The sequence below is a fragment of the Acinetobacter higginsii genome (assembly GCF_000369845.1).
GTDB lineage: Bacteria > Pseudomonadota > Gammaproteobacteria > Pseudomonadales > Moraxellaceae > Acinetobacter > Acinetobacter higginsii.
In genome coordinates this window covers 480,010-495,020 of the sequence record NZ_KB850223.1, presented here as the reverse complement: position 1 = coordinate 495,020, position 15,011 = coordinate 480,010, and the positions used below count along the sequence as shown (strand labels likewise).

General features: G+C 38.6%; 12 protein-coding genes. 8 read left to right on the top strand and 4 right to left on the bottom strand.

What is annotated here, in order from left to right:
• The first annotated feature begins 110 nt into the window (after positions 1–110).
• From F885_RS00500 to F885_RS00515, 4 genes are all read left to right on the top strand, one after another.
• Positions 111–1,793, top strand: a complete 1,683-nt coding sequence (locus F885_RS00500) for an arylsulfatase (RefSeq protein WP_005322943.1) — start codon at positions 111–113, stop codon at positions 1,791–1,793.
• Positions 1,790–2,791 (top strand): SUMF1/EgtB/PvdO family nonheme iron enzyme, encoded by a 1,002-nt coding sequence (locus F885_RS00505; protein WP_005322942.1) that lies wholly within the window; start codon positions 1,790–1,792, stop codon positions 2,789–2,791. The genes F885_RS00500 and F885_RS00505 overlap by 4 nt, the downstream gene beginning before the upstream one ends.
• A gap of 95 nt (positions 2,792–2,886) precedes the next feature.
• Positions 2,887–3,048: a hypothetical protein gene (locus F885_RS21090; protein ID WP_005184220.1), complete on the top strand. Its 162-nt coding sequence runs from the start codon at positions 2,887–2,889 to the stop codon at positions 3,046–3,048.
• A 183-nt stretch (positions 3,049–3,231) separates the two neighbouring features.
• Entirely contained in the window at positions 3,232–4,359 is a 1,128-nt protein-coding gene (locus tag F885_RS00515) for a helix-turn-helix transcriptional regulator (protein WP_005322941.1), read from the top strand.
• Positions 4,360–4,377: 18 nt separating this feature from the next.
• On the opposite strand, the gene epmA is transcribed toward F885_RS00515, so the two are convergent.
• On the bottom strand, positions 4,378–5,361 hold the full coding sequence (gene epmA, locus F885_RS00520) for an EF-P lysine aminoacylase EpmA (RefSeq protein ID WP_032859842.1): 984 nt from the start codon (positions 5,359–5,361) through the stop codon (positions 4,378–4,380).
• Entirely contained in the window at positions 5,358–6,425 is a 1,068-nt protein-coding gene (locus F885_RS00525; RefSeq protein WP_005322938.1) for a 4-phosphoerythronate dehydrogenase, read from the bottom strand. The genes epmA and F885_RS00525 overlap by 4 nt, the downstream gene beginning before the upstream one ends.
• A gap of 190 nt (positions 6,426–6,615) precedes the next feature.
• Between F885_RS00525 and F885_RS00530 the strand changes: the two genes are divergently transcribed.
• On the top strand, positions 6,616–6,990 hold the full coding sequence (locus F885_RS00530; protein WP_005322937.1) for a diacylglycerol kinase: 375 nt from the start codon (positions 6,616–6,618) through the stop codon (positions 6,988–6,990).
• Between the two features lie 247 nt (positions 6,991–7,237).
• Entirely contained in the window at positions 7,238–8,461 is a 1,224-nt protein-coding gene (locus F885_RS00535; RefSeq protein ID WP_005322936.1) for a tyrosine-type recombinase/integrase, read from the top strand.
• Positions 8,462–8,533: 72 nt separating this feature from the next.
• Here the strand turns inward: F885_RS00535 and F885_RS00540 are convergent, their stop codons facing one another.
• Together F885_RS00540 and F885_RS00545 are read right to left on the bottom strand one after the other, a co-directional pair.
• Complete coding sequence (locus tag F885_RS00540) at positions 8,534–10,267, bottom strand: UvrD-helicase domain-containing protein (RefSeq protein ID WP_005322935.1); 1,734 nt, start codon at positions 10,265–10,267, stop codon at positions 8,534–8,536.
• Between the two features lie 5 nt (positions 10,268–10,272).
• Positions 10,273–12,372, bottom strand: coding sequence for an ATP-dependent nuclease (locus tag F885_RS00545; RefSeq protein WP_005322934.1), 2,100 nt, complete (start codon positions 12,370–12,372; stop codon positions 10,273–10,275).
• A 366-nt stretch (positions 12,373–12,738) separates the two neighbouring features.
• Between F885_RS00545 and F885_RS00550 the strand changes: the two genes are divergently transcribed.
• On the top strand, positions 12,739–13,659 hold the full coding sequence (locus F885_RS00550; protein WP_005322933.1) for a chromate resistance protein ChrB domain-containing protein: 921 nt from the start codon (positions 12,739–12,741) through the stop codon (positions 13,657–13,659).
• A gap of 2 nt (positions 13,660–13,661) precedes the next feature.
• Positions 13,662–15,011, top strand: a 1,350-nt coding sequence (chrA, locus tag F885_RS00555; RefSeq protein WP_005322932.1) for a chromate efflux transporter, incomplete at its 3' end; no start/stop codon positions are given.

Sequence of the window (15,011 nt, the reverse complement as noted above, 5' to 3'; positions counted from 1 at the left end):
ATTGAGGCTTTTCTTTTTTTAAGATTAATAATCAAATTTTAATTATTTTTATCATAAAAATCATCTCTCTAAACTCGCCATAATTCTTCTATAAAATTAAGTCGATTCTAATGTCTCGTAATAGCCTTCTTAGCACACTTTCTATCGCATTATTTAGCCTTTCAATTTCAGCTTGCAGCAATAATGATTCTGATGACTCCAATACCGTGGTTGAAACCAAGAAACAGCCCAACATTTTATTCATCATGGCAGATGACTTAGGCTATTCCGACTTAGGTGCTTTTGGTGGGGAAATTCATACCCCGAATATCGATGAACTGACCCGAGCAGGTCGTATTTTAACGGATTATCATACCGCTCCAACCTGTTCTCCAACACGCTCACAATTGATTTCGGGGACTGACCACCATTTAGCAGGCATTGGTGCAATGGCTGAGCTCACACCTGAGCATCTAAAAGGTCAACCTGGTTATGAGGGCTATTTAAATGAGCGTTCACTCTCCATTGCCGAAGTCCTGAAAGACAATGGCTACCGAACCTATATCAGTGGTAAATGGCACTTGGGTTTAACCAATGCAACCAACGCACATGCCAAAGGTTTTGATCATTCATTTACGTTATTGCAAGGCTTAGATCTACATTTTAAACAAGCACCAAGTGCCTATAAGCGTAATGCCACGTATACCGAAGACGGCAAACAAGTTCCGATTTCATCCTTACCTGATGATTTCTTCTCTACCAACTACTTCACCGACAAACTGATCAGCTATCTAGAATCAGGTAAAAACTCAGGTAAACCGTTCTTTGCCTATGCTGCTTACACCGCACCACATTGGCCTTTACAAGCACCTGCTGAATATCGTGATCGTTATCGTGGTGTTTATGATGCTGGCTATGATGTGATCCGCGATGCACGCATAGCCCGTCAAAAACAACTCGGATTAATTCCAGCAAATTTTAAAGCAGCTGAACCAATCGCCACGCAAAATGCACCACAAAAATATGGTAAGTGGAATGAGCTTTCAACCGAGCAAAAAGCGCTTGAAGCACGCAGAATGGAAATCTACGCAGGTATGGTGGAAAATCTGGATGCCAATATTGGTCGGGTGATTCAATATTTAAAACGTAATAACTTATATGACAACACTTTAATTTTCTTTGTTTCCGATAATGGCGCAGAAGGTTTTATTCGTGGCAATTATGGAGCCGAGTCAGGTTTTGATAACAGTGTCAATAACGTCGGGACTTCAAGCTCTTATCACTATGTTGGACCACGTTGGGCCGAAGTCAGTGCTGCGCCATTCCATCTCTGGAAAGATACTGCCGGTGAAGGTGCAACCACCGCACCTGCCATTGTAAAACTGCCATACCAAACCAAGGCTCAAGCCACGCATCATGGTTTTGCCTCGGTCTTGGATGTGTTCCCAACCGTGCTCGACTACGCAAATATTGCCGTCCCACAAGGTCAATACAAAGGTCGTCAAATCAATACACCAAGCGGCTATTCATGGAAACCCGTACTCGACAATAAAGCCCAAGCCATTCGCCCAGTCAACTTTAGCTTTGCCGATGAATTACATGGCAGTCAATATGCCCGTCAAGGGGACTGGAAAATTGCATTACAAGGTAAATCAGAACTAGGAACAGGAACCTGGGAACTATACAACTTGAAAAATGATCGAGGTGAAACGCAAAACCTTGCTCAAGATAATCCTGCCAAGTTACAAGAGCTAGTGGATGTCTATAACAAATACACCCAACAAAATGGTGTTAAGGAATATTTCCTTAAATGAAGTGGATTATCTTTTTAGTTTCACTTAGCAGCCTGTCCCTTGTGACAGGCTGTAGCAAAGTTAAGCCTACTACCACTCATTCACATACTCAAAACAGCACCGAGGCTCAACTAGGTTCATTACAGCAATGCCAACAGTATTCTGGTTTACCCGAAGCATGGCAAAACAGTAAAACCGCTGGGATGGTATGGGTTCCTAAAGGTTCATTTCAATTGGGTTCAAACTTAGCCTACCCTGATGAGCTGAATTTTGGCAAACCACAACGTCAGGTGGCAGGTTTTTGGATCGATCAAACCGAAGTGACAGTTGCCCAGTTTTCCAGTTTTGTTAAAGCAACAGGCTATGTCACTGATGCGGAAAAACAGAAACAAGCTGCAGTATTTTCTCCTGATGTGAATAACCCAAATCAATGGTGGCAACTAAAAACAGATTACACATGGAAAACACCCAATGGTGCTCAAGGTCAGCCCCCATTGCCGTCTGAGCCAGTTCGCTATGTCACTAAAAATGATGCTGAACACTATGCCGTTTGGTTGGGTCGGGATTTACCTACAGAGCAAGAATGGGAATATGCAGCCAAGGCTGGTTCGAAAACAGATACCCCTTTACACCAAGCACCACAGGATGCCCATCAACATCCACAAGCCAATTATTGGCAAGGTGAATTTCCTTTCAATAATACAGTTGAAGATCATTTTCAAAGTGTCGCACCCGTCGGCTGCTACCCTGCCAATGCCTTTAAGCTGTTCGATATGATTGGCAATGTCTGGGAGTGGACCTCCTCTGTTTATCACGGCGCACATGATCAGCACATGGGCAATTATGCAGAACTACGTCAACAAAACAGCACCGCAACGCAATATGTACTTAAAGGCGGTTCTTTTCTATGTGCCTCCAACTTTTGCGCCCGTTATCGAAATAGCAGCCGCTATCCACAAGAATTTGACTTGGCGGCAACGCATGTCGGATTTAGAACGGTTTTACGTACAGCAGAATGATACAAATCTATGTTAAAAACCTGCATCCTTCTGCTAGCTGAAACCGACTGATCGATTTACAGTAGAAGGGAAAGCAATAACAATAGGATGCAAGGATGAAAATAATACTGCTCTGCTTCAGCACTTTACTTACATTCGGCTTATCGGCCTGTGCCGTACATACCCCACATGGCAGCGTAATTGTTGATCCAGACAACCATCATGATGGTCGTGGTGATTTCTGCCCTCCAGGACAAGCCAAAAAAGGACGCTGCTAAACCCCAATATGCCTAAACCTGCTAATGCGTTTAGGCATATTTCGTTCAAAACTGATTTAACTTTAAATACTCATTTCATCTGATAATTGCATAAGAAGTCACATTTTTTTAATTTAATAATTTCATTTAGTTAAAATCCATATAAACTATATGGAATATATTCTATTTTCGATGGGATTTTAGATGACTCTAAGCCAACACAGCCCAGTCGTGGACATCTTGAATAAAGTTCAACATGCTGATGATTGGATGATTTTCTTAGAGCAACTGAATCACTATTTTGATGTGCAAGCTTCGCAACTGTTGGCTGTTGACCTTGAAGTCCAAGCACTCTCCTTTAGCGTCCATCACGGTGTGAATTTTGACTCCAATCAACTTGAACAAGCCGCACTGACCCAAATCCGCTTGGCCATAGATGATGACCCACGTTTAAAGAAAATGCTTTTGGGACCGATGACGGGATGGATGCATTGTTTTCAACATTTTCAAGAGCATGAAATTATTCAAACCCAAGTATACCAACGTGTTTTACAACCCTTAGATCTACGTTTCTGTTCAGCCATCCAAATCATTTATGATCATAAAGTCTGTGTATTACTCGCTTTTCTCACCAGCCCTGAGCGTGGTGCATTAAGCTGTACTGAACTTCAGCCGATTTATGAAATTTTGCCGATCGTACAGCAGAAAATTCAACAATATCGCCATCATTTTGAATATTCCACCATGACCCTACTTGGGTCACAGTTAATTCAAAAAATGAACCAACCGATTGCGATTATTAATCTCAATGGAGATATCTTAGAAATTAATGCTGAAGCTGAGCAATTACTGAAAAATAATCCTCATATCCACATCCAACAACGTCGCTTTATTTTCAGTGAGGACCGACAAATTCAGTTTGATCAAAACCTGATTGAGCTCGAACGCCATTATAAAAACAATCCAGAACAGACACATCATGAACGGTCTAAAATCATGTTGCTAGATCAACATTTATTCTTAACGCTGGATTTGCTTAGTCCTGATAAAACTCATAAGATTTTTGGCCTTCGTCCAGTCTTACTTGCCACCTTCTCTGGATTAAAACAGAAGCCAAAATATCAAAAAGACATTTGTACCCAGCTGTTTATGTTTACGCCTGTTGAACATAAAATATGTGAGCAACTTCTAGAAGGTAAAACCACCAAAGAAATTGCCCTTTCACATGAAATTCAAGCCGATACAGTGAAGAAGCATCTGCAATCAATTTTTAAAAAAACCCGAACACATCGCCAAAGTGAGTTGATGCAGCTATTAATGCAACTTCTATAAGGATTGAAAATAAAAGTCCTAGGCAATCTCAGCAGGAAATGCAATTACTTGGTCAATTTTGACTTGATTCATGGCAACCATGAGTAAGCGGTCGATACCCAAAGCAATACCAGAACATTCAGGCATATGGGGTAAAGCTGCCAATAAATGCTGATCCGTTGGAATCACCACCAAACCCTGCTTTGCACGCTCTGCATTATCTGCCTCAAAACGAGATGCTAGAACCTCAGCATCTAATAACTCATCGTAGGCATTGGCCAGCTCTAAACCTTCAATATACACCTCAAAACGTGCGGCAACGGATTCACCATCCTCATCCTGTTTTACTTTTGCCAGTGATGCCATTTCAGGTGGAAAATCAGTCAAAAATACAGGTGCATCGAAGCCTAGACTAGGTTCGACAAAGTGCGAGAATAACAGGTCCATATAAGCTAGACGATCATCACCCAAATCAAGATTAAGCCCAACTCGATTGGCTGTATCTTTGAGTTGTTTCAAGCTCGCTTGCAAAGGATTAATATCCAAACGATCCTGAAAAGCATGCTTATAACTGAGAACAACTGGACGAATATCGCCAAAACGATGTGCCAAACAGCTTTCTAACAGATCCGCAGTTTCATGCATCAAGCCCTTTAAGTCTAATCCCGGTCGATACCATTCCAACATGGTAAATTCACTGTTGTGCTTACGCCCATGTTCATCATCACGAAATACTTTGCAAATTTGATAGATTGCCCCACTGCCACTGGCCAATAAACGTTTCATTGGAAATTCAGGCGAGGTCTGTAAATACTGGGTATTTAATTTACCGTGAATATGACGCTGTACTTGAACAGAAGCCAAATGGACATCCGTCACACCTGCCTGCGACAGAACTGGTGTTTCCACTTCCAGCACTTGCCGATGCGCAAAGAATTGACGAATCTTGCTGTACATCTCAGCACGCGCTTTTAAGGCCTCAAGTGAACAGGTCGGTTGGTAGCTTTTCATATCTTGACTCATGCTTTTGGCCCACCATGTGCAGCCCATTCACGGCGCAAAGGATAATTTTTTCGAAGTAAATCAAATGCGGTTTGCTCAACCTTGCCACCCTGAACACAAGCACGAAGTTGCTGATCATCAGCAGCAATATCATAAATCTGAGTCAGATGTTGTTTAAGCACAACTTTTAAATCCTGCTGCCCGAAATATTGTTCCACCTGGGGCAATTGACTCTCAAAATGCTTCGAGGCTTCATAAGAGAATTTATCGCAAAAAGCTTGATAGATCATCTGTGTGCCTCTGGCCTTCCCTTCAAGACTATAGCCCGCAATATGTGGCGTTGCTAAGGCCAATAAATCCAACAGTTGCTCAGAAATTTCTGGTTCAAACTCAAATACATCGAGAACGACTTGACGCTGCGTGGTGATAATATCTGCCATTAATGCAGCCTGTTCAATTACTGGTCCACGCGCACTATTGATTAAAACAGCAGAGGGTTTCATTGCAGCCAAAGCAGCTGTATCAAATAAATGCTGTGTCGGGAAATCACCCGATAAGGTTAAAGGCACATGAATTGAAATTGCATCGGCACGTTTTAACAGCTCAGTAAAAGAGACATTTTCAATACCGCCTAATTGCACATAAGGATCATAGCCAATTACATTCCAACCCAGCAGTTGAGCCATCACAGCAAGGCGGCTGCCAACATTCCCTAAACCAACAATGGCTAAAGTGAAGGCTTTATTTTTTTCCAAAAGATTGATATCTAAGTGTAGTAACGCAGTAATCACATATTCTGCAACAGCTTGTGCATTACAACCTGCGGCATTACTCCACGCAATATGTTGTTGTTCGAGTGCCTGAATGTCAAGGTGGTCGGTTCCAATGGTGGCACTACCTACAAACTTAATTTTCGTTTGATCAATTAAGGCATGGTTCACTTTGGTCACTGAGCGAACTAAAAGTGCATCGGCATCTTGTACATCCGCATGAGTCAGGGTACGTCCTGCTCGGTGCTGTATTTCTGCAAATTCCGCAAAGAAATAATCGGTAAATGCCAAATTTTCATCTGCGATAATTTTCATGCAGCGCTTTCCTTCAATAATTCTGTGCTTATTATCCTTAGCACAGCACAAATTGACAATTTATAAATGCAAGCTTCGTAGAGATTAATGGCAGAAAGATGTGGCTTATGCTACACGCATGCGACATATTGCCAATTTACTGCAACATCTTTGCTCTTATAATAAGCCTTTCTCTCATTCCTCTATCGTAATGACGCAATACTCTCCCTATAAAGGCAAAAGTGGCATTAAGCGGATTTTAAATGCCACAGGCTATTCAATCGCAGGATTTAAAGCCGCTTTTAGCCATGAAGCTGCCTTCCGACAAATCCTATTACTGAATGTGATCTTGATCCCGATAAGCTTCTTGGTACATGTATCAGCCGTTGAACAAGCGCTGATGGTTGCGGTCTGTTTATTGGCGATTATTGTAGAGCTGTTTAATTCGGCCATTGAAGCCGTTGTTGATCGTGTATCCTTAGAAAAAAATCCATTGTCTAAGAATGCAAAAGATATGGGCAGTGCTGCGCAATTTGTTTCTTTAGCGATTATTTTCTTTACTTGGATGATTATTTTATTCCGTTAAATCTCAAAAATGATCCATAAAAAAATCCCTGCAAATGCAGGGATTTTTCTGATCTAGACGTAGATGAATTACATCATGCCAATTAACAATCTAACCTTCTCTAAATACAAATCACATTACAACCTATCCAATTGATTCAACGATATTTTTATTCTAACCTTCCATAACAATGTAATACATGCAATTACCAATTTTTGTGAGTAAGATTGTGAGTAAGCCCTTTCAAAAATAGCGTTACTCACAACATATGCTGAACGATTTAAAAATCAAAAGATTAAAACCACGTGAAGAATTATACCGCATGGCTGATCATTCAGGGCTCTGTATAGAAGTCCGCCCATCTGGTAGCAAATTCTGGCGTTATCGTTACCGCTTTCTTACTAAAGCAAAAATGCTCACAATCGGTAAATATCCTGAAATTACTTTAGCATATGCTCGATTAAAAACTATTGAATATCGAGAGCAACTTGCCAAAGGAGTAGACCCAATAGGTCACCAGAAAAATGAACGCCTTGAAGCAATTAAAGCAAATAATGGTACATTTCGGTTAGTCGCAAGTGAATTTATAAATTCCCGAAAAGCTCAACAATCCAAGGAATGGGAACAACGCCGAAGCAGTTATTTTGAGAAAGATGTTTACCCTCTTATTGGTAACAAACCTATTCATGAGATTGACTCTATTGATATTAAAACTGTGCTTGATAGTACTATGGCAAGAATCAAAAAATCAGGAAGAGGCACAGGAGAAGTTAAAGGGATTTTTGTAAGACAAATCATTGGTGAGGTTATGGAATATGCAATTATCACAAAACATATTTCTATAGATCCTACTTATGTTCTTAGAGGTTACATTAAACAGCCAGATGTAACCCATGCCAGACCATTAACTGAGTCTGAAAAAAAAGTACTTATGCTTAAGCTCAATGCATACGGTGGCTCAATTAGCACACGAAATGCTATTAAAGCCGCAATATACACATGGCTTAGAAGCATTGAGATACGTCGAGGTAAAAAGGAATATATTGACTTTGAAGATAAGACATGGACGATTCCAGCAGTATCAAGGGCTGATATTTTGGCTGGCAAGCGCAATATGAAAAAGAACAGAATGCATGTTGTACCATTGTCTGACCAAGCCATTGAAATCATAAAAGAGCAATTTGCACTTTATCCAGATAGTGAATATATATTTGCAGGAGAAGACGGGGAAATGATGGGTAAAACCACATTGAATACAGCCCTGAGTAATATGAAATTAGAGTTCAGGATGCATACTCTAAGAGCAACTGCATCCACTGTGGCTAATGAGAATGGTTTTAATAAGGATTGGGTTGAAATACAACTTGCCCACGTTTCAGATAATAAAACAAGGGCATCGTACAATCATGCTCAATGGTTAAATGATCGTAAAACGATGATGCAATGGTGGGCTGAACATGTAGATAGTTGGGATAAAAATAATAATCTATAGTATAGGTATAAATTCTTTATTTTTTCCCAAAAAATATGTTTAAAAAGTTAGATACATAAGTTGAAAACAACTCTATGTATCTAAACTTAATTCTACTACATTCTCACTTCCAAATAGATTATTCACTGTTACAAGTGCTGTATTAGATAATGTCTGAGTAGCTAACACAGCCAGTCTCGTCATTGGTCGAGAAATAGATACATAGAAAAGATTACGAGCTCTATAAAAACCTTTTGTGTTTGCATTAGTCAACTTTTTAGTCTCAAGCAACTCGAGAAGCTGTGGCCATTTATAATTATTCCATCCACCACCTAAAACTACTAATACATTCTCAAACTCTGCCCCCTTAACACTGTGCTGAGTTGCAAATGGAGTTTGCTTTTCAATAAACTTTGTAACTTCGATTACTTCTTTATATGGAATTTCTCTTAATTTATTATAACGAAGTAGTGTTGAAGACATTTCCGTGTCAGGTGAATTTCTTAGAGAAATAAGCTCATCGTCTCGTCTAAGCACTCTATCTGGGGGGGAGGGACGTTTTGTCTGCTTAAGATGATCTATCACTTGCCCTATAGTCCCCTCTTGTCTTAGTTTTAATAATTGATCCATATCCCGTCGCCAACAAGATTTATCTTCATGCTTCGTTATTGCAGGCCGTGAGCCAAAGATTTTAAACATCTCACCATAATTTGATAAGCTATAGCTAACACTCATTGGTTCAACTATTTCTGCAAAAAATTTTATTACAGGGTCTTCTTTTTTAGCAAATTGATCATTACGTCCATCAAATACTTTAATTAATTGAGGGTATCCTTGTTCAGATGCTAAAACATTATGGCTTAACATCAGTATCTTAGTTTTTTCAATATCCCACCCCTCATTTTGTAGCCTCTGTATCAAACTTGTACGAGTAGATCGAGCTATATCTATTGGTAAATCATCTTTAGAACTTCTCTCATCTGTTCGTGTCCCCTTATAAGAATTAGTATGAAAAAATCTAGCTTCACCTTTTGCATCTGGCGAACTGACAGCTTGTGGTAAGTCTGGTCTTAAATTATTTAATATATCTACAATTGCTGGAACTGATCGAAAATTTGATCCCTTTGCAATCTCTTCGATTGGATACTCTGCCAATTCATATTCACTACCATAAATAGTCTGCCAATGGTCTCCAAAAAGACCAAAAAGTGGTCCCACCTTTGGTTTTAAGAAATACTCTGTAATAGCATCCATAAATTGGCGATTGGTATCTTGATATTCATCAATAAAAACTACCGGAAACTGATTGCTAAATATTTTCCGAAACTTTTCTTTACTTAGTAATTTAGCCATCATCGTTGGGATATCATCATGACTCAGTGTAATTTTCTGATCATTAACACCAAAAAAGCCCAACTCGTATTCCACTGATTTAGACCCAATGCCACCACCTTGTTCAACTTTTTCTTTTCTTGAATTATCTTCAATAAGAATCTCTCTTATGGCTTTTTGAAATTGGCGCATAAAAGCCCATGAGAATCCATGTATAGTATCGACTAAAATTGCTGGATGGTCTTCAATTTCTTGGGCAATCTCATTTCTTGCAACTTCCGTATAAGTAATACAAGCTACTTTTTTACCTGTTTGCGTTAATGATCTACCACGCTCTTTAATAATGGATTTTAGAGCATGAACTAAAGAAAATGTTTTTCCCGCACCTGCGCCAGCTTCTAGCCGGAAACTTCGTCCTGCTTTTATAGCTGCATTAATTTTTGCTTCAGCTAGTTGAGCTGCAATTATTGCTGGATTGTCTAAAATCTCACTCATGCTACTTATTCGCCTGTAGTTAATTCATAGTTTGATTTTTTTATAGTGTCCATTTCAGATAACCAAATTAGACCTTCCTTGATATATCTTGGTGCCGACCAATCTTCTATTAGAATTGCATATTCTAAGGCGAAATCAGATTTAATAAGCCCTTGTGCTTTTTCCCAAGCAGCAACAGCAATATCTTGTCCTTCAGGTAATTCAAATTTAGAAAGATTAGCTAATATGAAAGCATCCTCATAACTTCTAGCGCATATATTAGTTTCTGGATCTTCTGGTATTTGATATGCAATTCTACGGAACTTAATTTGTTTCTCTTGAGCAGTTTTAGCAATCAAGACTGACGGGGAAATTTGACTATCCTCATTTTTAGCTTTTTTCTTAACTTTACCAGTATCATCGACTTCTTTAGGATAAAACCAGTTTTTAATGGCAGCATTAGATGTATTCTGACCATCAACTACTGGGCATTTCACCCATGCATCTTCCTGTTTTCCATTCTTAGTTATTTTGCCTTTTTTTGTTGAATCTAGATCAGTGATTACTAACGTTTTCAACTCCAGAAAGTCAAGAAGTGGGTAAAAAATATGCGCATGTGCTCCACCAACCTCAACACAAGTCACATATTGTCTGGCTAGTTTTTGTGGTTCATCAAGAGACTCATCAACTAATTGACATAACTTTGGCATTAATAAACGTTCTGTTGTCCCTTCAACTAAGATAGCTTTATCAGCAAAGTAAAGATCACATTTCGTTAAGGTCATATATTGATGTAAAAATTTTTGATCTTTAACAGAAATACTACTCAACCCCTTCTTAAAATCTTTAACCTTTGTATGACGTACGTTTTCTGTCTTATGAATTTCATTATAAAAATATCTAACAGCATCAAATTTTGCAGCATTCGCAACATGTGGGGAGTGTGTTGTGATAACAAACTGGATATTCCATTTATCTTTGTTAGAATAATTTTCCGATAATTTTTGAACAGCCACATTTAATTGATTGATAAAAACCTCCTGCATTTGAGGATGTAAATGAGCTTCTGGCTCTTCAATAAATATTAAATGAGTAGCAGGGCTAATTGATTTTGATCTATAGATTTTGTGATAGCTTGCTAACTGTAGCAACATGTAAATCAAATTACGGGTTCCTAGACCATTATACCCTTCTGGTAAATGTACTCCATCAACTCCGCTATAAACGACCTTAGTATGCCCTGATAATAATGATTCCACGTTTAATGATGTCTCTGGTCTTATCTCAGTATCATTAAGACTTGGGAATCCCATTACGTTCATAACTGGCAATAATTCTTTAAGCATGCCATCAAAGTCGAGTTGGACATTATGCTCAATACTTTCAACAGATTGCTTTAATCTTATAGCTAAATTTTGATCTGCCTCAGCAGCAGATGGTGCTGTAGCTGTCTTAAATAGCTCACTAAGCAATTTACCTATTACATCAGCATCCCCTAGTTTTGTTTTATCAAGATTTCTTTGAGCTAATACAAAGTTACATTGTAATAATGCTATTAAAGCAGATGTGCCTTCAAAATCTCTCGTATTTGTACTATCAGTAGGATCAATTGCACTTACATGAACCCCATAAGCTTTAGACAAATTACCCTTCAAATTTTTATAAAAATGTGTACGAGGTTCAACCACTGCGGAAGATGAGGTAAGGTCAAAAAGCAAATGCATATTTTTCAAAATAGGCCGATACTCAACTCGCGCAATAGCCGTTGTAGAGTCTTCATCTAAATCAATAACAAAAGGGGATAGAGAACCTAAATCAGGAGAAAGTTTATTATATTGAAATGTAAGTGTATGAGAGATTCGAGGAAGTGCTTCGAATATTACTTCTGAACTTTCCCCCGCCTCTCTTAATTCTTTAGCTTTTAAAAATTTCTCTCGTGATAAAACTGAAAAATCCTCTAGCCGAAATCTTGTTCCAGATTCACCACAAAAACAATCAAAAATACTGGTAAAAGATGTCTTTCCACTATTATTACGTCCAACAATTACAGTTGAATTCTCTTCCAATCCGAATTCGACACTCTCAAGAAGCCTAAAACCTTCTACTTTAATTTTTTCAATGCGCATTATTATCCCCAATTATTTATTTTAAGCTTTTAAAAATTCGACTATGAATATAGCTTAATAACTAAGATATTATTATTTCTAAAAATAATAATATACAACTTAAGCATAAACTTTTTAAAGCTATCTAACATAATCTTCAAAATAGAAATTGCCATCTCTACAAGCTAACTACGACTGAGCCTTTTTTCAGCACAATAGATCAGTAACGTAAACACATCGAATAGTTTTCAACTTTAATTCTACTTCAATCAAAGCTTATCTGCCGCCCGTCTTAATATTTATCCTGATATAAGAAATCATTTCTTAATATTTGTACCACAGTAAAAATAAAAGTAATATACTAAACAAATAAGTTGAGTATATTACATGAAAATATCCTTACTCATATCATCACTTCCCACACAGAACACAACCACTCGCATGAGAGTTTGGCGATCCCTCAAAGCAAGTGGTGCAGCAATTCTAAGAGATGGGGTCTATTTGCTCCCTATTTCTCATAGTGAGAAATTTAATCCTATTGCTGATGATGTTATTTCAGAACAAGGGGCTGCTTATATATTTCATGCAGACCAACCTATAAATCTTGAACTAGCCCCTTTCTTCAGTCGAAAAGAAGAATACGATGCTCTCTATAAACAACTGTCCGAATTAAGAGATCGGCAGACCAAAGACGAAAAGAAAGAACTGCTCAAACAAGTTCGTAAATTACGAAAAAATATCGATGCGCTTGTAGAAATTGACTACTACCCCGATGAGACTCAAGCACAGGTTTTAAATGAGCTATCTTCATTAGAACTTTCAATTGCACGTCATGGTGAAGTGAATGAGCCTCAAGCAATACAAGCTCACATTCAACTTCTAGATAAAGCTAGTTATCAGAATAGAATTTGGGCAACACGTAAAAGACCTTGGATTGATCGTCTAGCCTCTGCATGGCTAATAAAGACATTTATTGATACCTCACCAACATTCATTTGGTTAGAAACACCAAGTGACTGCCCAAAAGAAGCATTTGGATTCGATTTTGATGGCGCAACTTTCAGTCATATCAATCATTGGGTGACCTTCGAAGTTCTTTTACATAGTTTTGATCTAGAAACACCCGCATTAAAGAAAATCGCTGAAATTGTTCATTACCTTGATGTAGGTGGGATTGAACCTCCCGAAGCAATTGGTATTGAAAAAGTTATTCAAGGAATTCGAAGTCAGATAAGTGACGATGACCAATTATTTGCATTATCGAATCACATTTTCGATGGCTTATATGCCAACCTATCAAGAGAATAATCATGGAACAAGAACAAGCCGCTGCACCCGATGAGCCAGCACAGCCAGTTCATTTTTGGCAAGCCTTCTTATTTTGGCTTAAATTGGGATTTATTAGTTTTGGTGGGCCAGCGGGGCAAATTGCTGTCATGCACCAAGAACTTGTTGAACAAAAACGTTGGATTTCTGAAAAACGTTTCTTACATGCTCTCAACTACTGCATGTTATTACCCGGACCTGAAGCTCAACAATTAGCAACCTACATAGGTTGGTTAATGCATAGGACTATAGGTGGTATTGTTGCAGGTGTCTTATTCGTTTTACCTTCTTTATTTATCCTGATCGCCCTTTCATGGGTCTATGTAAAGTTTGGTGATGTTCCTATCATTGCTGGCCTCTTTTATGGAATTAAACCAGCTGTTGTTGCTATCGTCTTTCATGCAACTTACCGGATTGGCAGCCGATCTTTAAAGAATAAATTTTTATGGGCAATTGCTGCACTTGCTTTCGTTGTTATCTTTTTCTTTAACCTACCATTCCCCTTAATTGTTCTAAGCGCTGCAATCATTGGATACTTGGCAAGTAAAAAATATCCAAGTTTTTTTACGGGTGGAGGTTCACATCAGCAAGGCAAAAAAGATTATGGTCCTGCATTAATTGATGATGATACACCAACCCCAAAACATGCCATATTTAGTTGGAAGCACTTAGGAAAAATATTGTTCATTGGTGCGATCTTATGGTTTACACCAATTATAGCTTTGACCCTAAGCCTAGGGTGGGATCATGCCTATACACAAATGGCTTGGTTCTTCACAAAGGCTGCGCTGTTAACGTTTGGTGGGGCTTATGCCGTATTACCTTACGTATATCAAGGTGCTGTAAATTTTTATGGCTGGTTGAGTCCAACCCAAATGATTGATGGCCTAGCACTTGGCGAAAGCACCCCAGGTCCTCTGATTATGGTTGTTGCATTTGTAGGGTTCTTAGGTGGATTTAATCATGCACTATTAGGAAGTGATCATGTATTTTTAGCAGGTGCTTTAGGTGCTGTCATTGTTACTTGGTTTACTTTTCTATTTTCTTTCATTTTTATTCTAGCTGGTGCCCCGATTATCGAATCGACTCATAATGAATTAAAATTTACCGCCCCTTTAACAGCAATCACTGCCGCTGTTGTTGGCGTAATTTTAAATCTTGCACTTTTCTTTAGTTACCACGTTTTATGGCCGAATGGTTTTGATCATCCATTCAACTATGAAGCTTTGTTTATTGCAGTTGCAGCATTCATCGCCTTGTTCTATTTTGAAGTCAAAGTCATGTATGTGATTTTTGCTTCCGCATTCTGTGGCTTGATTTTATATATTGGTGCA

Bases quoted from the DNA above. Each gene is read 5' to 3' on its own strand.
- F885_RS00505 (WP_005322942.1), top strand. From the start codon at position 1,790: ATGAAGTGGATTATCTTTTTAGTTTCACTTAGCAGCCTGTCCCTTGTG.
- F885_RS00545 (WP_005322934.1), bottom strand. From the start codon at position 12,372: ATGCGCATTGAAAAAATTAAAGTAGAAGGTTTTAGGCTTCTTGAGAGT.
- F885_RS00515 (WP_005322941.1), top strand. From the start codon at position 3,232: ATGACTCTAAGCCAACACAGCCCAGTCGTGGACATCTTGAATAAAGTT.
- F885_RS21090 (WP_005184220.1), top strand. From the start codon at position 2,887: ATGAAAATAATACTGCTCTGCTTCAGCACTTTACTTACATTCGGCTTA.
- F885_RS00535 (WP_005322936.1), top strand. From the start codon at position 7,238: ATGCTGAACGATTTAAAAATCAAAAGATTAAAACCACGTGAAGAATTA.
- F885_RS00530 (WP_005322937.1), top strand. From the start codon at position 6,616: ATGACGCAATACTCTCCCTATAAAGGCAAAAGTGGCATTAAGCGGATT.
- epmA (WP_032859842.1), bottom strand. From the start codon at position 5,361: ATGAGTCAAGATATGAAAAGCTACCAACCGACCTGTTCACTTGAGGCC.
- F885_RS00525 (WP_005322938.1), bottom strand. From the start codon at position 6,425: ATGAAAATTATCGCAGATGAAAATTTGGCATTTACCGATTATTTCTTT.
- F885_RS00540 (WP_005322935.1), bottom strand. From the start codon at position 10,267: ATGAGTGAGATTTTAGACAATCCAGCAATAATTGCAGCTCAACTAGCT.
- F885_RS00500 (WP_005322943.1), top strand. From the start codon at position 111: ATGTCTCGTAATAGCCTTCTTAGCACACTTTCTATCGCATTATTTAGC.
- F885_RS00550 (WP_005322933.1), top strand. From the start codon at position 12,739: ATGAAAATATCCTTACTCATATCATCACTTCCCACACAGAACACAACC.